The sequence below is a fragment of the Methylobacterium sp. NEAU K genome (genome assembly GCF_030700285.1).
Classification (GTDB): domain Bacteria; phylum Pseudomonadota; class Alphaproteobacteria; order Rhizobiales; family Beijerinckiaceae; genus Methylobacterium.
Genome location: NZ_JAUYZJ010000001.1, coordinates 250,836 through 268,131, shown reverse-complemented (window position 1 = coordinate 268,131; position 17,296 = coordinate 250,836). Strand labels below are relative to the sequence as shown.

Annotated in this window: 18 protein-coding genes and 1 pseudogene; 15 read left to right on the top strand and 4 right to left on the bottom strand. The window is 70.0% G+C overall.

What is annotated here, in order from left to right:
* Window positions 1-381 precede the first annotated feature (381 nt).
* The 14 genes and pseudogenes from Q8W67_RS01275 (at window position 382) to Q8W67_RS01210 (ending at window position 12,880) form a co-directional block, all read left to right on the top strand.
* Window positions 382-2,256, top strand: a pseudogene (locus Q8W67_RS01275) (methanol/ethanol family PQQ-dependent dehydrogenase).
* 153 nt (window positions 2,257-2,409) lie between these two features.
* Window positions 2,410-3,327 carry a methanol oxidation system protein MoxJ gene (gene moxJ, locus Q8W67_RS01270; RefSeq protein WP_305539420.1) on the top strand — a complete coding sequence of 306 codons (918 nt, stop codon included), beginning with the start codon at window positions 2,410-2,412 and terminating at the stop codon, window positions 3,325-3,327.
* Between the two features lie 83 nt (window positions 3,328-3,410).
* Entirely contained in the window at window positions 3,411-3,998 is a 588-nt protein-coding gene (moxG, locus tag Q8W67_RS01265) for a cytochrome c(L), periplasmic (protein WP_305539418.1), read from the top strand.
* 85 nt (window positions 3,999-4,083) lie between these two features.
* Window positions 4,084-4,374, top strand: a complete 291-nt coding sequence (locus Q8W67_RS01260) for a methanol dehydrogenase [cytochrome c] subunit (RefSeq protein ID WP_305539416.1) — start codon at window positions 4,084-4,086, stop codon at window positions 4,372-4,374.
* A gap of 104 nt (window positions 4,375-4,478) precedes the next feature.
* Window positions 4,479-5,510, top strand: a complete 1,032-nt coding sequence (locus Q8W67_RS01255) for a MoxR family ATPase (RefSeq protein ID WP_305539414.1) — start codon at window positions 4,479-4,481, stop codon at window positions 5,508-5,510.
* Window positions 5,507-6,361, top strand: a complete 855-nt coding sequence (locus Q8W67_RS01250; protein ID WP_305539412.1) for a DUF58 domain-containing protein — start codon at window positions 5,507-5,509, stop codon at window positions 6,359-6,361. Before Q8W67_RS01255 ends, Q8W67_RS01250 begins: the two co-directional genes overlap by 4 nt.
* A gap of 2 nt (window positions 6,362-6,363) precedes the next feature.
* Window positions 6,364-7,290 carry a nonribosomal peptide synthetase MxaA gene (locus Q8W67_RS01245; protein WP_305539410.1) on the top strand — a complete coding sequence of 309 codons (927 nt, stop codon included), beginning with the start codon at window positions 6,364-6,366 and terminating at the stop codon, window positions 7,288-7,290.
* A gap of 4 nt (window positions 7,291-7,294) precedes the next feature.
* A complete protein-coding gene (locus Q8W67_RS01240; RefSeq protein WP_370693791.1) occupies window positions 7,295-8,356 on the top strand; it encodes a vWA domain-containing protein in 1,062 nt (353 codons plus the stop codon).
* Complete coding sequence (locus tag Q8W67_RS01235) at window positions 8,353-8,985, top strand: MxaK protein (RefSeq protein ID WP_305539408.1); 633 nt, start codon at window positions 8,353-8,355, stop codon at window positions 8,983-8,985. The genes Q8W67_RS01240 and Q8W67_RS01235 overlap by 4 nt, the downstream gene beginning before the upstream one ends.
* Window positions 8,982-10,004 (top strand): vWA domain-containing protein, encoded by a 1,023-nt coding sequence (locus Q8W67_RS01230; RefSeq protein WP_305539406.1) that lies wholly within the window; start codon window positions 8,982-8,984, stop codon window positions 10,002-10,004. The genes Q8W67_RS01235 and Q8W67_RS01230 overlap by 4 nt, the downstream gene beginning before the upstream one ends.
* Window positions 10,005-10,006: 2 nt before the next feature.
* On the top strand, window positions 10,007-10,537 hold the full coding sequence (locus Q8W67_RS01225; RefSeq protein WP_305539685.1) for an SRPBCC family protein: 531 nt from the start codon (window positions 10,007-10,009) through the stop codon (window positions 10,535-10,537).
* Between the two features lie 74 nt (window positions 10,538-10,611).
* Window positions 10,612-11,616, top strand: coding sequence for a YncE family protein (locus tag Q8W67_RS01220; protein WP_370693790.1), 1,005 nt, complete (start codon window positions 10,612-10,614; stop codon window positions 11,614-11,616).
* The gene (locus Q8W67_RS01215; protein ID WP_305539404.1) at window positions 11,613-12,134 is read left to right on the top strand and encodes an MxaH protein; all 522 of its coding nucleotides are present in this window, start codon (window positions 11,613-11,615) and stop codon (window positions 12,132-12,134) included. Before Q8W67_RS01220 ends, Q8W67_RS01215 begins: the two co-directional genes overlap by 4 nt.
* Window positions 12,135-12,196: 62 nt before the next feature.
* Window positions 12,197-12,880, top strand: a complete 684-nt coding sequence (locus Q8W67_RS01210; RefSeq protein WP_305539681.1) for a response regulator transcription factor — start codon at window positions 12,197-12,199, stop codon at window positions 12,878-12,880.
* Here the strand turns inward: Q8W67_RS01210 and Q8W67_RS01205 are convergent.
* Window positions 12,852-13,271, bottom strand: a complete 420-nt coding sequence (locus Q8W67_RS01205) for a hypothetical protein (RefSeq protein WP_305539402.1) — start codon at window positions 13,269-13,271, stop codon at window positions 12,852-12,854. The two genes, Q8W67_RS01210 and Q8W67_RS01205, sit on opposite strands and share 29 nt — an antisense overlap.
* A 317-nt stretch (window positions 13,272-13,588) precedes the next feature.
* Between Q8W67_RS01205 and Q8W67_RS01200 the strand changes: the two genes are divergently transcribed.
* Complete coding sequence (locus tag Q8W67_RS01200; protein WP_305539400.1) at window positions 13,589-15,190, top strand: gamma-glutamyltransferase family protein; 1,602 nt, start codon at window positions 13,589-13,591, stop codon at window positions 15,188-15,190.
* A gap of 49 nt (window positions 15,191-15,239) precedes the next feature.
* Here the strand turns inward: Q8W67_RS01200 and prfB are convergent.
* From prfB to Q8W67_RS01185, 3 genes are all read right to left on the bottom strand, one after another.
* Window positions 15,240-16,368, bottom strand: a protein-coding gene (prfB, locus tag Q8W67_RS01195) for a peptide chain release factor 2 (protein ID WP_305539398.1) whose coding sequence is annotated in 2 segments (ribosomal slippage) — window positions 15,240-16,298 and window positions 16,300-16,368 — 1,128 coding nt in all. Because the reading frame shifts where the segments join, the coding sequence is not laid out codon by codon here.
* A 169-nt stretch (window positions 16,369-16,537) separates the two neighbouring features.
* Window positions 16,538-16,897 (bottom strand): hypothetical protein, encoded by a 360-nt coding sequence (locus Q8W67_RS01190; protein WP_305539396.1) that lies wholly within the window; start codon window positions 16,895-16,897, stop codon window positions 16,538-16,540.
* A gap of 113 nt (window positions 16,898-17,010) precedes the next feature.
* Window positions 17,011-17,223 carry a hypothetical protein gene (locus Q8W67_RS01185; protein ID WP_305539394.1) on the bottom strand — a complete coding sequence of 71 codons (213 nt, stop codon included), beginning with the start codon at window positions 17,221-17,223 and terminating at the stop codon, window positions 17,011-17,013.
* Window positions 17,224-17,296: the final 73 nt, after the last annotated feature.

Sequence of the window (17,296 nt, the reverse complement as noted above, 5' to 3'; positions counted from 1 at the left end):
TGCCGATCAGCCACGCCGCCGCCCCATGCTGGCCTCCCCGAGGCATCCCGTCCCGGATCCCGGCCTCCGCCCCGGTCCAAATCTGAGACGCGCCGCGAGGACGGGCCAAGCTCCATGTGCAGGTACCAGATTGATGTCTGCCGTTGCCGGATCCTCCCGGAAAAAACGCGTCAAGTCCTAAAGACACGTCCCGCACATCGTGCAAGGATTGATAGGCGCGATTATGATAATAAGTCTTTCATAAGTCAAAGCAATACTTATTCTAAGGCGGGATTTCGCGAACATAAGACGGATCAACGCTCGGCCATCGCGCCCTTGAAGAAACGATATCACGACGATTGCGAGGCCTAGAGGCGCGGCAGTCCGGAGAGGAGACGCAGGATGATCAGGCTACGGAATTCGGTGTCGGCGCTGGCGATCTTGGCGCTCGCGCCGTCGGTCTCGGCTATGGCCAACGACAAGCTCATCGCGCAGTCGAAGAGCGACGCGAATTGGGTGATGCCCGGCAAGAACTACGACTCGAACAACTATAGCGATCTGAATCAGATCAATAAAAACAACGTCAAGCAGCTCCGGCCGGCCTGGACATTCTCGACCGGCCTGCTCAACGGCCACGAGGGGGCGCCGCTCGTCGTCGACGGCAAAATGTACATCCACACCTCGTTCCCCAACAACACGTTCGCGCTGGGCCTCGACGACCCGGGCAAGATCCTGTGGCAGGACAAGCCCAAGCAGAACCCGGCTGCGCGCTCGGTGGCCTGCTGCGACCTCGTCAACCGCGGCCTCGCCTACTGGCCGGGCGACGGCAAGACGCCGCCGCTGATCCTCAAGACCCAGCTCGACGGCAACGTCGCCGCCCTCGACGCCAACACCGGCGAGACGGTGTGGAAGGTCGAGAACTCCGACATCAAGGTCGGCTCGACCCTCACCATCGCCCCCTATGTGGTAAAGGACAAAGTGATCGTCGGGTCGTCGGGTGCCGAACTCGGCGTGCGCGGCTACCTCACCGCCTACGACGTCAAGACCGGAGCGCAGGTCTGGCGGGCCTACGCCACGGGTCCGGACGAAGACCTGCTTCTCGCCAAGGACTTCAACATCCACAACGCCCATTACGGCCAGAAGGGGCTCGGCACCTCGACCTGGGAGGGCGACGCCTGGAAGATCGGCGGCGGCACCAACTGGGGCTGATATGCCTACGACCCGGGAACCAACCTGATCTACTTCGGCACCGGCAATCCCGCGCCCTGGAACGAGACCATGCGTCCGGGCGACAACAAATGGACGATGACGATCTTCGGCCGCGATGCCGATACCGGCGAGGCCAAGTTCGGCTATCAGAAGACGCCCCACGACGAGTGGGATTACGCCGGCGTCAACGTGATGATGTTGTCCGAGCAGAAGGACAAGGACGGGAAGATGAGGAAGCTCCTCACCCACCCGGACCGCAACGGCATCGTCTACACCCTCGACCGGACCGACGGCACGCTGGTCTCGGCCAACAAGATCGACGAGACGGTCAACGTGTTCAAGTCGGTGGATCTAAAGGCGGGTACGCCGGTCCGCGATCCGGAATACGGCACCCGGATGGATCACCTCGCGAAGGACATCTGCCCCTCGGCGATGGGCTACCACAACCAGGGCCACGATTCGTACGATCCGAGGCGTCAGGCCTTCTACATGGGCATCAACCACATCTGCATGGACTGGGAGCCGTTCATGCTGCCCTATCGGGCGGGCCAATTCTTCGTCGGTGCGACGCTGAACATGTATCCGGGTCCGAAGGGCGATCGTCAGAACTACGAGGGACTCGGCCAGATCAAGAGCTACAACGCGATCACCGGCAAGTTCAATTGGGAGAAGATGGAGCGCTTCGCGGTCTGGGGCGGCACCACCGCCACCGCCGGCGATCTGGTCTTCTACGGAACGCTCGACGGCTTCATCAAGGCTCGGGACGCCGACAACGGCGACCTCCTCTGGAAGTTCAAGCTGCCGTCGGGGGCCATCGGCTACCCGATCACCTACACGCACAAGGGCGTGCAGTACGTCGCCATCAACTACGGCGTCGGCGGCTGGCCCGGTGTGGGCCTGGTGTTCGATCTTGCGGATCCCACTGCCGGTCTCGGTGCGGTCGGCGCCTTCAAGAAGCTCGCCAACTACACCCAGATGGGTGGCGGCGTGATCGTGTTCTCCCTCGACGGCAAGGGGCCGTACGACGATCCGAACGTCGGAGAATACGAGCAGCACGCGGCCAAGTAAGCCGCCGAGGCGGACTGCCGAACGATGGATCCCGTCGGCCGTGTGGGCCGGCGGGGAATCCGCCGGGGCAAGAGGAGGCCGGGACACGCAATGTCCCGGCCGACCCGCCCCGCGAACCAACATGAAGCGCATCGACTGCAGGGACAAACGCCCATGTCGCGCACGCGCGCACGCACACGCGCCTCCGGATCCGCCGCGGTCGCAACCGTTCTGGCGCTGGCCGTCCTGACCGCCGGACAGGCGCCGGGTCAGGAATCGGAGGCGCAGGCCATTCAGTCGGATCGGGGCAAGCCTGCGGCGGCACCGCCCGCCGACCCTACGACCCTGCGCATCTGCGCCTCCGAGAAGCAGCCGCCGCTCTCGATGCGGGACGGCTCCGGATTGGAGAACCGGGTGGCGGTTGCGGTGGCGGAGGCGATGGGGCGCAAGCCCGTCTTCGTCTGGCTCCCGAAGCCGGCGATCTACCTCGTGCGCGACGGCCTGGAGAAGCGGATCTGCGACGTGGTCGTCGGCCTCGATAGCGACGACTCGCGGGTGCTGACCACGAAGCCCTACTATCGAAGCGGCTACGTCTTCATCACCCGCGCCGACAAGGACCTCGACGTGAAGTCCTGGTCCGACCCCCGCCTGAAGAGGCTCGACCACATGGTGGTGCCGTTCGGCTCACCCGGGGAGGCGATGCTCAAGGACATCGGCCGGTACGAGGAGGACATGGCCTACCTCTACTCGCTGGTGAATTTCCGCTCGCCGCGCAACCAATACACCCAGATCGACCCGGCACGCATCGTCAGCGAGGTCGCCACCGACAAGGCCGGCGTGGGCGTCGCCTTCGCCCCGGACGTGGCCCGCTACGTCAAGGACTCGGCCGTGCCCCTGCGCATGACGCTGGTGCCGGACGACACGATCGGCAGCGACGGCCGCAAGGTGCCGCAACTCTTCGATCAGTCGATGGGCGTGCGCAAGGACGACGAGATCCTGCGCAGGGCGCTGGATGCCGGGATCGAGGGTGCGCGGCCCGCGATCGCGGCGATCCTCGAGCAGGACGGGGTACCCGTCGCCGCCTCGAACTGAGGGCCCTCTTCCGCCGCCGCACTCGCCCGGCCCAGCCTTGTGCGACCGGGCCGCCGATTTAAACGTTCAGAACCCCGTCGAAGATGCTCACCACTCGTTCGTTCGGCATTGCGTTCCTCTTCCTCGCCGCTGCGACCACCACCGCCGCGCTGTCACAGCCTCAGGCCGGTTCACGATCCGGCATCGTCTTCCACAACACCATCACCGGCGAGGCGATGGACACGGCCGAGGGCAAGCCCGGGGGGCGGGACACCCCGGCAGTCAAGACCTTCTTCCAGACCGGCAAGAACATCTACAGCGGCGACAAGTCCTGCCTGCGCAATGGCGAGAGCCTGTTCTCGACCTCGTGCTCGGGCTGCCACGGTCACCTCGGCGAGGGCAAGGTCGGGCCCGGCCTGAACGACAATTACTGGACCTACCCGGCCAATACCGAGGATATCGGTTTGTTCGCGACCCTCTGGGGCGGCGCAAACGGGATGATGGGGCCGCACAACGAGGACCTCAATCCGGACGAGATGCTGCAAGTGATCGCCTGGATCCGCCATCTCTATACCGGCCCGGCGAAAGATGCCGCTTGGCTCGACGACGAGCAGAAAAGGACTTTCAAGCCCTTCCAGGAGGGCGAAACCTTCGCCAAGGACGAGCCCGGCCAGTGCAAGCCTCTGGACTGAGCGTTCTCGGCAAGTCGCGCCCCGCGGAGACGGCGCGAGCAAACGGCCCGATCGGCCGAGCCTAGAAGAGACGGAGGAATCGACGATGCGTGGATTGATCACGGCAGCGATGCTGATCGCGGGAGCGACCTTCGCGGTGCCGGCGCTGGCCTATGACGGGCAGTCCTGCAAGGCACCCGGCAATTGCTGGCAGCCCAAGCCCGGCTTCCCCGAGAAGGTCGCCGGCTCGAAGTACGATCCCAAGCACGACCCGAAGGAGGTCAGCAAGCAGGCGGAGTCCATCAAGCAGATGGAGGAGCGCAACAGGAAGCGCATCGAGAACGCGAAGAAGACCAGCAAGTTCGAGTACGACGTCGCCAAGATCTCGGCGAACTGAACTCTTTTAATTCAGACCCGGGCCGGGTCCGCGCAGCTGTGCCGGATCCGGTCTCCGTCCGTTCCGGGCCACGAGCCCCGGCCACCGCGTGGAGGCCCCATGACATGAACGACCTCGGTCCCGGCGACAGGGTGCTCACCGACTGGCGGGCCGCGGCCGCGCGCTTCGAGGCGGAGGTCGCTAAGGCGATCGTCGGCCAGGAGCGTGCGATCCGCCTCGTGACGATCGCGGTCTTCGCGCGGGGGCACGTGATGCTCGAAGGCGATGTCGGCGTCGGCAAGACCACGCTGCTGCGGGCCGTGGCTCGGGCGCTGGGCGGCGGCTACGAGCGCGTCGAGGGCACGGTCGACATGATGCCGACCGACCTGATCTACCACACCGATCTCGGTCCGGACGGGCGCCCGCGGATCGATCCCGGCCCGGTGCTGGCCCGGGCCGAGGACCTCTCGGTCTTCTTCTTCAACGAGATCAACCGGGCCCGCCCGCAGGTCCACGCCCTGCTCCTGCGCCTGATGGCCGAGCGCAGCGTCCAGGCCTTCGGCCGGACCTACGCGTTCCCGAACCTCCAGGTTTTCGCCGACCGCAACCGCGTCGAGCGGGAGGAGACCTTCGAGCTGCCGGCCGCCGCCCGCGACCGCTTCCTCATGGAGATCGGGCTCGATGCCCCCCGGGATCCGACCGTGCGCCGGGCCCTCGTGTTCGATCCGCGCTTCCACGACACCGATCGGCTCGTCGCCGAGGTCGCCGAGGGCGTCCTCGACCATCACCGGATCGGCGGGATCGCCGGCATGATCCAGCACGCGGTCCGGGCCGAGCCGGCGATCGAGGCCTATGTCGTCGCCCTCTGGGAGGCGCTGGTGCGGCCCGCCGAGGCGGGAATCCGGCTCCCCGGCCTCGACACCGCAGCGCTCGTGCAAGGCGGTGCCTCGCCGCGCGGCGTCGCGTTTCTGGTGCGCGCGGCCCGGGTGCGGGCTTGGCTGGAGGGCCGCGACTGGCTGGGGCCGGAGGACGTCCGGGCCGTCTTCCCCGAGGTCATGGCGCACCGGGTGTTCCTGGAGCCCGTGCACGAGATGCGGCGCGACGAAATCGTGCCGGCGCTCTGCCGGGCAGTCTTTGAGACGGTGCCGGCCCCGTGAGCGACGAGCGCACGACCGAGATCATCTACGTGCCACGCAGGCGGCCCCGCGGCAGCCGGGCCGGGATCCACCGGGGACGGGACGCGGGCGGATCGGGCACTTTCCGCGATCAGGTCCCATTCCTGCGCCTGCCGGATGCGCGCCGCATCGACGTGCGCGCCACGCTGCGCGACCCGTTCGAGGGCGTGCACGTGCGCCGATTCGAGGCGCGCGCCGCCGTCGAGATCTGGATCCTGGTCGACCTCTCCGCCTCGATGAGCTTTTGCGGCACCGCGAGCCGGATGCGGCTCGTAGGCGATCTTTGCCGGGCGCTGGCCGTCTCGGCCACGCGGGTCGGCGACGGTTTCGGCCTGATCGGCTGCGACTCGGCCCTGCGCGCCGACCTGTACCTGCCCGCGACCCGCCATCGGTCGGCGGCGCTCGCCGTTGCCGAGCGCGTCGAGGGGGCGACCTGCACGGGACGGAGCGCCGGCGGGATGCTCGATGCCGCGCGGCAGATCGCCGGCCGCCCGAAGCTCGTGTTCGTGGCCTCGGATTTTCGCTGGCCCGACGCGTTGATCGGCCGGGTTTTCGCGGCGCTCGCGCCGCACGACACCATCCCGATCCTGCTCGCCGACCCGGCCGAGGCCGAGGATCTGCCCGCCTTCGGGCTGGTCGAGCTCGACGACCTCGAAGGGGCCGGGCGCCGCGTTGTCTTCCTGCGTCCGAGCCTGCGCCGGTCCTGGATCGCGCGGGAGCGCGCCCGGGTCGAGGCGCTGGAGCGCGCCGCCGCGCCCTTCGCCCGGCGCCCCTTCCGCCTCGCGGACCGGTTCGACGCGCCGGCGCTCACCCGCCACCTGATGACCACCTGACCATGCGCACGCGCGCCCTCCCCCCGTCGCTCGCGCTCCTATTCCTGTCCGCCGGACTCGCCGACGCACAGTTGCGCTCCGTCGAGGTGCGCAGTCCCCGGCCCTTCGGCGTATTCCTCGGGGATCTGGTCGAGGCGCAGGTCGACATCCTGGCCGATCCCGGCTTCAGCCTGCAGCGCGCCTCGCTGCCTCAACCGGGACCGGTGACCTACTGGCTCGACCTGCGCACGATCGCGTTGGACGAGACCGCTTCGGGCGCGGTCCGGCGCGTGCGCCTGCGCCTCACCTATCAGGCGTTCTACGCCGCCCTCGACGCGCGCACCCTGGAGGTGCCGGGCTTCGCCGTGACGCTGGCGAGCCCGTCGGCCGGAGGCGTGAGCACCGCCACCGTCCAGGTCCCGGGCTGGAGCCTCGGCGTCTCGCCCCTGCGCGAAGTGCAGCCCCAGCGGCGCGAGGACCCGGCGGAGTACCTGCGCCCGGACGGCCGCGGGGAGCGCATCGCGTCCCGCCCGCTTTTCGCCGGCGCGGCAGGTCTCGGTGCCCTCGCCATCGTGGCGGCGCTGGCGACGGCGCACGACCGGGCCTGGGGGCCGTTCCGTCGGCGTCGGGGCCGACCCTTTGCCGCCGCCCTGCGAGCGCTGCGGCGGCAGCGGGCGCCGGATCCGGATCAAGCCTACCGCGGGGCGCTGCTGGCGCTCCACCGCGGTCTCGACCAAGCCGACGGCCGGCGGGTGCTGGCCGAGGATCTCGGCGCCTTCCTCGACCGCCACGCCGCCTTCCGAGAGCAGGCTGCCGGCCTCAGGCGCTTCTTCGAGGCCTCGCGCCTCGCCTTCTTCGGGGGCCGTATCGCCGAGGCCCGCGCGACGTGGCCCCGCGCCGAGGCCGAGGCCGTGCTGACACGTCTCGCCGCCGCCGAACGGAGGGCGTGAGGCCGTGAGCGACCTCTCTGCCCGCCTCGGTGCCACTGCCCCCTGGATGCTGTGGCTCCTGCCCCTGGCACTCCTGCCGCTGATGCTCTCCGCACAGCGCCGCGCGGGCGTACCCGCCAGCGCCGCCGCACCTGCGGACCCGCTCTCGACCGCGATCGGCCGGACGATCAGGTTTGCCGGCTTCCTCGCCCTGGCCGGCCTGATCGCGGCGCTCTCCGGGCCCTACCGCACGGGGGCGCGGATCACCCGCATCGGGATCGGCGCGCAGGTCTCCCTGCTGATCGACCGGTCCGGGAGCATGAACGAGACTTTCGCCGGGCGGCAGCCCTCCGGCGCGGAGGAATCGAAGGCGGCGGCCTCGCGGCGCATCCTCGGCGACTTCGTCGGCGCCCGCCCCCACGACCTCTTCGCGGTCACCGCCTTTTCCACCGCGCCGATGCTGGTGATGCCGATGACCGACCGGCACGGAGCGGTGCGCGCGGCGATCGCGGCGATCGACCGGCCCGGCCTCGACTACACCAATATCGGCCGCGGCCTCGGCATGGCCCTGGCGCAGTTCGGGAGCGATGTCGGCGCCTCGCGGGCGCTCGTCCTCGTCTCCGACGGGGCTGCGGTGATCGACCCGCGCATCCAGGACCAGCTGCGCGCGGCGGTCAGCCGGATCCGGCCCAACCTGTACTGGCTGTTCCTGCGGACCAAGGGATCCCCCGGAATCGGTGATCGGCCGGCCGGCGAGGACACGCCGCAGGCCGCGCCCGAGCGCCATCTCGACCTGTTCTTCCGCGGCCTCGGCGTGCCCTACCGGGTCTTCGAGGCGGAGGGCGCCGAGGCGGTCGCGGCAGCGGTCCGACAGATCGAGGCGCTGGAGCGCGACCCGATCCCCTTCGTCGAGGAGCGTCCCTGGCGCGATCTGACCGGGCTCGCCTACGCGCTCGCCGCGCTGGGCCTCGCGGTGCTCGCTCTCGCCAAGCTCGCCGAAGCCGACTTCGCCTCCGCGCCACCGGCCGACCGGAGCCGGGACGGCGCCGAGGCCGCATCACGGCCGATACGAGAGGAGGCCGCATGAGCCTGGTCTCCGCCCGCGACATCCGCGCGCGGCGGCGTTTCGCGGTCCTGCATCGCGATGGCGCCGCGGCCGCATGGCGCCGCCTCCGCCCCGGTCTCTTGGTCGCCCTGCCCCTCGCGCTCACCGGAACCGCGCTCTCGTTGGCGATCGCGGGCTGGTCCGCCAGGCGCGACGACGGACGGATCGCCGCCCTCGAATTCGGGCGCGACGTGTCCGTATCCCCCGAGGCCAGGACGGCCTTGCTCTTGGCCCGGATCCGCTTCCTCGCCGCCCGCGATCGCCTCGGCGAGACCGAACCCTTGATCGACGCCCTGGACCGGGCGGGTGCCGCACCGGAAGCGGCCCGCGCCCGCTATGCCGTCGGCAATTCCCGGATGCGGCAGGCCTTCGCCCTGATCGGCCGGGGGGACCTCGACAGGGCCGCGCCCATGGTGACGCTGGCGCGCCAGGATTACCGCCGTGCGCTCCGGGCGCGGCCGGATTTCTGGGACGCCAAGTACAACCTCGACGTCGCCTCGCGCCTCGTGCGCGACTATCCGGAATTCGACCGCGCGTCCGGCGACGAGCTGCGGGCCGAGCCGAAGAAGATCTGGACCGATATCCCCGGCCAGCCGCGGGGCGGCCCGTGAACCTGGGGCCGTCCATCCTGCCCGTCGTGGCGCGCAACCTGCGGGATGGGCGGTTCCGCGCGCTGGCCTGTGCCCTCATCCTCGCCCTCGCGGCGCACGTCGCACCACCCCTGTCGATCACGCGCACGGGCGTGGCGGTGCTCGCCGTCGTGGACATCACCGGCAGCATGAGCGTGCGCGACTACCCCGCCGCCGCCGGCCCGGCGAGCCGCATCGAGACGGCGAAGGCAGCGCTTCGGGCGCTGCTGCCCGACCTGCCCTGCGGCTCGCGGGTGGCGCTTGGCCTGTTCACCGACCGCAGGCCGTTTCTGCTGTTCACGCCCGTGGAGGTCTGCGCCGACTTCGCGCCCCTCGACGGCGCCCTCGCGGCCCTCGATCCGCGCATGGCCTGGGAGGGCGACAGCCGGATCGCGGCGGGTCTGTTCCGGTCGGTCGCCATGGCCCAGGAGATCGATGCGGACCTCCTGTTCGTCTCGGACGGTCAGGAGACGCCGCCGCTCCCGGCCTCGGGCGGCCCTACCTTCGACGGCAAGCCTGGGGCGGTGCGCGGCCTGATCGTGGGCACGGGGGGCTACGGCCTCTCGCCGATCCCGCGCTTCGACGACCGCGGCCGCGAGACGGGTTTCCTGAGCGAGACGGACGTCCAGCAGGAGAACCGTTCCGGGCCGCCGCCCGCCGACGCGGAATCCCGCGAGGGCTACAACCCACGCAACGCGCCCTTCGGGGCGCGCGCCGCCCCCGGCACCGAGCACCTCGCCTCGGTGCGTGAGCCCTACCTGAAGCGCCTCGCCGCGGAGACCGGGCTCGCCTACGCCCATCTCGACGGACCGGGCGGCCTCGCCGGGCCGCTTCTGGCCGCCGCGACGCCGCGCCCGCTGCCGGGCCAGTTCGATCCGCGGCCCGCCCTCGGGGCGACCGCCCTCGCCCTCACGCTCCTCGCCTACCTCGCCGGCCCGCTGCAAAGGCGCCATCGACGCGTCGGCCCCAACGTCCAACGAGCAGGACCGATCAGCACATGACCATGCGATTGCCCATCAGCCTCTCTCTGATCTGCCTCGCCACCGTCGCCCTCGCGCACGGGCCGACCCCTCAGAAGATCGACCAGTCGATCACCATCCCGGCACCTCCCGAGGCCGTCTGGAAGGTGGCCGGCGAATTCGGCGGCATCGCCCGCTGGCATCCCGACGTGGCCAAGGCCGAGGCCAGCGGCGGCAATGTCGAGGGCACGACCCGCACGGTGACGCTGAAGGGCGGCGGCACGCTCGTCGAGGGCCTCGACGAGTGGCTGGGCGACGGCCGGACCTATTCCTACCGGATGTCGGACCCGGACCTGAAGGCGCTCCCGGTCTCGTCCTACTCCGCGACGCTGACCGTCACGCCGGACGGGACGGGCTCCAGGGTGTCCTGGATCGGCCGGTTCTACCGGGGAGATACGGGCAACGAGCCGCCGGACGGCCTGAGCGACGAGGCGGGGCGCACGGCGATGAACCGCTACTTTGCGGACGGTCTCAAAGGGCTGAAGGCGACCGTCGAGGGCCGGGCGACCCCATGATCCAGCGCGAGCGCTCGTCGTCGAAGAGGCAGCCGGTTCGGCGAAGTGCCCGTCGGCACGAGGATTTGGAAGCCGTGTCCGCTCCATCGGAACGGCGACAGGGTTCGCACATTCTGCCGCTGCTGCTCCTCCTGCTCGCCGCCACCCCGGCCCTGTCCGATCCGGTCTGGGTGGTGAGCCAGAAGGGGGCCGAACTCGCGCGGATCGAGGCCGTGCAAGTGGCGGATCGAACCCCCGTCGACCAGGCGCCGATCACGGCGGCGGCCGACCGCGCCGGGCGGCTCTACCTCACGCACCCGGACGGACGGGCGGTGACGGTGATCGAACCCGGCAAGCCGCCACGCCGGGTCCCGGTCCCCGCCCAGGCCTTCGGCCTCGCGGCGAGCCCGGACGGGGCGAGCCTCTTCGTCGGCGACTGGTCGGGGGACCGGATCCTGCGGGTCTCCTGCGTGGACGGGGCCGTGGAGGGCACTGTCGCGGTCGGCCACGTGCCGGCCCACCTCGTCCTCGACCGGCGCGGACGGCTTTACGTCGCCGATCGCGAGAGCCGGCAGGTGAGTGTCGTCGACACCGGGACGATGACGCGGATCGCCGTGGTCCCGACTGGCGACGCGCCGTTCGCGCTGGCCCTCGACCCGGACGAGACCCGGCTCTACGTCGCCAACGTGCGCAGCGGTGACCTGACGGTTATCGACACGGACACGCTGCGGGCCCGCGCCACGGTCGCCGCCGGCCGGATGCCCTATGGGGTCGCCGTCACCGCGGACGGCGCCCGGATCCTCGTCACAAACCAGCACGCGGCCGCCGTCACGGTGATCGATGCGGCAGGGCTCGGGATCGTCGCGACCGTGGCCGTCGGCCCCTATCCCGAAGGCGTCGCAGTGGCGGGCAGCCGGGCCTACGTGGCGAACTGGTTCTCGGACGACGTGTCGGTGATCGATCTCTCCACCCTGCGGGAGACCGCGCGCCTCCCGGTGGCGGAGGGCCCCCGCGGCGTCCTCGCGGCGAGGCCGGGCGGCGAGCCGTCGCGGGCTGCGGCGGTCGATCTGCGGGCGAATGGAGGCGTGAGGCCCCGATGAGCCGGATCGGTCCCGGCCAGGCCGTATCCTACGCGCTCCTGCTCGCGCTGGTCGCCTGCGACCGGGGCTCGGACGATCGCGCCGACGCGGAGGGCGCGGTGGTCGCCAACACCGCGGAGAGCAGCCTGCCGTCCTGGCTCTCGCCCACGAACGGGACGGATCCGGCGCGCTGGCTGGCGGGGCGGGAGGCCGGGCACGCCCTGGCCGCGGACGAGACCCGCGTTCGCGCGATGGGCGCCGCCGTCGCCCGCGCCCGCGACGGCTTCATCGAGGATCCGCGCATGATCGCCAACCGCACCGTCCAGCTCGGCCGGATGCTTGCGGAAGCCGGCATCCGAGAGGATTACCGCGCGATCCTCGACGGGCTCGGCGGGATCGCGGCCGAGCGCGGACGCCGGAAGAGCCTCTACGGAGAGATGTGCCAGCACTATTACAATGCCCGCAGCCAGGGTGCCGACCACGCGGGCGCGCTGGTGCGGCTGGCCGCGCCCCGCCCGGTCCTGGGGACCGAGCCGTGAGCACGGACCTGACCCTGTGCCACCGTCCCGCGGTGCGGGTCGTACCGCGCACCCGCGCCGAGATGTTGATCGTCGACGATCACCCTGTCGTCCTCAGCGGCCTGCGTCGCCTGGCCGAGGATGCGGGCGTCGGGACCGTCTACGAGGCGTCGGACATTGTGTCCGGCTACCGAACGTTCCACCGGTACCGTCCCGGCCTCGTCGTGACCGACCTCAGCTTCCGGGACCAGGGGCTCTCCGGCCTCTCGCTGATCCGCCGGGTGCGGGCACTCGAGCCGGCGACCCGGATCCTCGCCTTCAGCATGCACGACGATCCGGTGATCGTCGCGCGGGCCATCGAGTGTGGGGCGCATGGCTTCGTCCTGAAGGACACCGCGGTGGCGCGTTTCCATGAGGCGTTGGAGGCGGTGGGGGCCGGGCACAGTTTCCTGTCCCACGATCTCGCGATGCGGATCGCCGTGCTGAACGGGGGCCCGAAGTCTTCGCCCCTCTCGCGCCTGACGGCGCGCGAGCTGCAGATCCTGTCGCTTCTGGGATCAGGCAAGACGAACGCAGCGATCGCCAACAGCCTGTCGATGAGCCGCCGGAATGTGTCGACCATCGTGTCGGGCATGAAGCAGAAGCTGGGGGCCAGCAGTCTCGCCCACCTCCTGCATATCGCGGTCACCCGGGATGGGGCAGCCCCGTCAAGGCCGGGGGCCGAATCCCCGGTCGGGTCTACCGGGGAACGACCATGCCGGGGATGATCGAACCCGCAGGTCCGAACATTGCCTCGGCCTTTCGACAGCTTGCCGGGACATCCCGTCGGTACGCCTCGATATAGGCGTTCGCCGCCAGAAGGAGTTCGCCCTGCTCCAGGTTCGCGGCGTCCACGCCCATCGCCTCGACGGATTGCTTGAGGCGGGCCGGATCGCTGCGCAGGCCCGGGCACTCGAGGTTCACGAAACCCGCGAGCCCCGCGAGCTTCGCGGCTTGGTTGCGTCTTGGATCGCCCGGCGCATGGTCTTGAGCGGAGACGGGCATCGGGCCCAGGATCACACTGCAGGCAGCAGCGGCTGCGAGAATAACCAAGCGCATCGATTTTTCTGCCGTTCCTGACGATACACGCTGATTATGTCGGAAAAATATTTCGATCAAGCGCTGACCTGTACTGGAATCTTACGGTCTGCGCCGCCTCATCATTGCTTAGACAGGCATGACTTGTCCTGCCGGCTCGGCGGATGCCGCGCACCGGATGGCGGCCGACGCGGCTTGGCTCTATCCACCGGGCAGAGGGTCCGATGAGTTCAATCGCACCGATCGTCCACTTCCCGAGCCCACCGGACCTGCCATTTTGATAAGGTCGAGCCGAAGGTCTTCCGTCTCCCTGTGGGTGGTCCATGACCTGCGGGCCTGCCCGGGGGTCGACCGGGGAGGAGACCCATATGAATCGATCGGACAAGGCAGGTTTTCCCGTGAGAGACTTCTCCGCACCCGGGCGTTCACCGGTCTACGCCGCCAATGCCGCGGTCGCGACCTCGCACCCGCTCTCGACGCTGGCGGCCATCGAGGTCCTGCGCGCAGGCGGCAACGCCGTCGATGCCGGGATCGCGGCCGTGGCCGTGCAATGCGTGGTCGACCCGCTGATGACCGGCATCGGCGGCGACTGCTTCGCGCTCTACGCCCCCGCCGGCGCCTCGGTGCCGATCGCGATCGACGGCTCGGGGCGGGCGCCCGCCGCCGCGACGCCGGACTGGTACGCGGAGCATGGAATCGCCATCACACCGACCTCGCCGCACGCCGTCACCGTGCCGGGCGCGATCGGTGCCTGGGACCTGCTGGTGCGCGAATACGGCACCCGCTCTTTCGGCGAGCTGCTCCAGCCGGCGATCCGCTACGCCGAGGACGGGTTCGTGATCCAGCAGCGGGTCGGCTGGGACTGGCAGCGCTGCGTGCCCCGGGTCGCCGGCGACCCCTACGCCGCCGTAACCTACCTGCCCGGCGGCCAAGCCCCGGCGATCGGCAGCGTCTTCCGCCTGCCGAAGCTCGCAGCGACGCTCCGGCGAATCGCGGAAGCGGGCCCGCGCGGCTTCTACGCGGGGCCGGTGGCCGAAGACATCGTCGGCCGCCTCACCGCACTCGGCGGCCTGCACACCCTCGACGACTTCGCGGCCGCGCGGCCCGACGTGGTCGTGCCGGTCTCGACCCGCTACCGCGGCTACGACGTCTACGAGTGCCCGCCCGCCGGCCAGGGGCTCGCCGCGCTGATGATGTTCAACGTGCTCTCCCACTACGATGTGGGCGCGCTGTCGGACCTCGACCGGCTTCACCTCTTCGCCGAGACCTGCAAGCAGGCCTATCACCACCGCGACGTCCTGTTCGGGGACGCCGCGCTCGCGAAGGTGCCGGTGGAGCATCTGCTCTCGGATGCCTGGAAGGCCGCCGCCCACGGGACGATCGACATGGGCCGGGCAAGGGCGCCGGAGATCTATCCCGAGATCGCCCGGGAGGTCGCGGAAGGGCGCGCGCACAAGGACACGGTCTACCTCTGCGTGGTCGACCGGGACGGCAACGCGCTCTCGCTGATCAACTCGGTGTTCCAGGGCTTCGGTTCGGGCATCCTGGCGCCGGAGAGCGGCGTGCTGCTGCACAACCGCGGCCTGTCGTTCCGCACGGAGGCCGGACACCCGAACAGCGTCGGGCCGGGCAAGCGGCCGATGCACACGATCATCCCAGGCATGCTGATGAAGGACGGCCGGGCCATCGCACCCTTCGGCGTCATGGGCGGCCATTATCAGGCGATGGGCCATGTCGAGCTGCTCACCGGCATCCTGGACCGAAGTCTCGACGTGCAGGAGGCGCTGGATGCCCCCCGCAGCTTCGCCTACGGGGGCAGCCTGGAGCTGGAGGGGGGTATTCCCGATTCCGTGATGGCGGCACTCGCAGAGCGCGGCCACCCGGCCATCCGCGCCCCCCTGCCGCTGGGCGGAGGCCAGATCATCTGGATCGACCGCAAGGCCGGCACGCTGGTGGCGGGATCAGATCCGCGCAAGGACGGGTCGGCGCTGGGATATTGAGGAGGCTGTCCCCTCCCCCGATCTGGGGAGGGGAAGCCCGTCGGCCAACTCAGTCGATGTCCTCGACCGCCTCTCCGCCGCCGTAGACCCGTTGGGCCAGGGAGGCCTCCATGAACGGGTCGAGGGCGCCGTCGAGCACCTCGTCCGGGTCGGTCGACTGGGTGCCGGTGCGCAGGTCCTTCACGAGCTGATAGGGCTGGAGCACGTAGGAGCGGATCTGGTGGCCCCAGCCGATATCGGTCTTGGCCGCGGCCTCCGCGTTGGCCTTCTCCTCGCGCTTCTTCAGCTCGGCCTCGTAGAGCCGGGCGCGCAGCATGTTCCAGGCGGTGGCCCGGTTCTTGTGCTGGGAGCGCTCCTGCTGGCACGCCACCACGATCCCGGTCGGGTTGTGGGTGATGCGCACCGCCGAGTCGGTGGTGTTGACGTGCTGGCCGCCGGCACCCGACGACCGGTAGGTGTCGATCCGGCAATCGGATTCCTTGATCTCGATCTCGATCCTGTCGTCGATCACCGGATAGACCCAGACGCTCGCGAAGCTCGTGTGCCGCCGCGCGCTGGAATCGTAGGGCGAGATCCGCACCAGCCGGTGCACGCCGGACTCCGTCTTGAGCCAGCCGTAGGCGTTGTGGCCCTTGATCAGGAGCGTGGCGCCCTTGATCCCGGCCTCCTCACCATCGGACCACTCGACGATATCGACCTTGTATTTCCGACGCTCGGCCCAGCGCGCATACATGCGCTGGAGCATGTTGGCCCAGTCCTGGCTCTCGGTGCCGCCGGCACCGGCATGGACCTCGAGATAGGTGTCGAAGCCGTCGGCCTCGCCAGACAGCAGGGTCTCGACCTGCCGGCTCGCCGCCTCCTTCTCGACGGCGAGGATCGCGGCCTCGCCCTCGCGGATCGAGGACTCGTCGCCCTCCATCTCGCCGAGTTCGATCAGCGTCGCGCCGTCCTCAAGGTCGCGCTCCAGCTTGCGGATGGCGGACACCGCCTCGTCGAGCTGCTGGCGATCGCGCATGACCTTCTGCGCGGCCTCGGCGTCGTTCCAAAGGTCCGGATTCTCGGACGCCGCGTTCAGCTCCGCGAGGCGTTTATCGACGGTATCCCAGTCAAAGATGCCTCCTCAGCAGCCCTATAGACTGCTTGGCGGCATCCGAGGCTTGCTCGATCTCGGCGCGCATCTGGTTTTTCGGGAATGAGGTGGATGTGTCGGGCCGGGGTGATACCGCCCGGGGGCCGCCCTGTAAACGGCGGGCCGTCGCACCGCCGTATCGAGCGAAGGGCGGCGCGCGATTGAAAGTCGCCGACGCCCCGGCTGCACGGAGCCGCGCGATGACGACGGCGCCGCCCTCAGTAGCGCGGCGGCACGATGTAGGACGGGGCGATCACGTACTCCTTCGGGCGCCTCTGCGCGCCGAAACGACCCTCCGTGAGCTGGTCGTTGTAATAGTCGAACCCGGTGTAGCCGAATCCACCGCCGTTCATCACCTCGGCCACCGGGACCGGCGGCACGGCGAGATCGGGGCGCCCGGGCGGCACGACCGGCTGGTACCCGCCTTCGGTCTGCAGAACCGTCGGGCCGTTGGGGGCGACGAACACGAAGGCGCGCGGCTGGTACCGGGCGGGCGGGTAGACCGCGTCCGCGGCCGACGCGCCCTGTCCGGCGCCGAGGGCGAGCAGTCCGGCGGCGATCAGGGTCTTGGTGCTCACGCGATGCTCCGTAACGGGCCGGGCGAGCCGGCATCAAGCCTTGAGTCTATCCGATCGCGGGCGGCCCGTCCGATGCATGCGGACCGATCGGTGACCGGAAATTCGCGGCCCGGTCAGCCGCGGGCGCGGACGACCGCCTGTGGGGCTACGGGCACGGCCCGGCAATCGGACATGAAGGCGTTGAGCGGCAACGGCTTCGAGTCGCAGCGATAGGCATCCATCGGGCCCGGCGCCGGCACTGGGTCCCGGGCGATGATCGGGTTCGGCGCGCAGGCCGAGATCGCAGCGGCAAGCAGCAGGGCGGCGATGAGGTTGAGGCGGCGCATGCAACACTCGGAACGCGGGAAGACCCCCGCACCTGACCCTGCGCATCGCGATGCGCCCTGACAAGCTCCGGCG

Coding starts and splice junctions, on each gene's coding strand:
- moxJ (WP_305539420.1), top strand. CDS start 2,410: ATGTCGCGCACGCGCGCACGCACACGCGCCTCCGGATCCGCCGCGGTC.
- moxG (WP_305539418.1), top strand. CDS start 3,411: ATGCTCACCACTCGTTCGTTCGGCATTGCGTTCCTCTTCCTCGCCGCT.
- Q8W67_RS01260 (WP_305539416.1), top strand. CDS start 4,084: ATGCGTGGATTGATCACGGCAGCGATGCTGATCGCGGGAGCGACCTTC.
- Q8W67_RS01255 (WP_305539414.1), top strand. CDS start 4,479: ATGAACGACCTCGGTCCCGGCGACAGGGTGCTCACCGACTGGCGGGCC.
- Q8W67_RS01245 (WP_305539410.1), top strand. CDS start 6,364: ATGCGCACGCGCGCCCTCCCCCCGTCGCTCGCGCTCCTATTCCTGTCC.
- Q8W67_RS01235 (WP_305539408.1), top strand. CDS start 8,353: ATGAGCCTGGTCTCCGCCCGCGACATCCGCGCGCGGCGGCGTTTCGCG.
- Q8W67_RS01225 (WP_305539685.1), top strand. CDS start 10,007: ATGCGATTGCCCATCAGCCTCTCTCTGATCTGCCTCGCCACCGTCGCC.
- Q8W67_RS01215 (WP_305539404.1), top strand. CDS start 11,613: ATGAGCCGGATCGGTCCCGGCCAGGCCGTATCCTACGCGCTCCTGCTC.
- Q8W67_RS01210 (WP_305539681.1), top strand. CDS start 12,197: ATGTTGATCGTCGACGATCACCCTGTCGTCCTCAGCGGCCTGCGTCGC.
- Q8W67_RS01185 (WP_305539394.1), bottom strand. CDS start 17,223: ATGCGCCGCCTCAACCTCATCGCCGCCCTGCTGCTTGCCGCTGCGATC.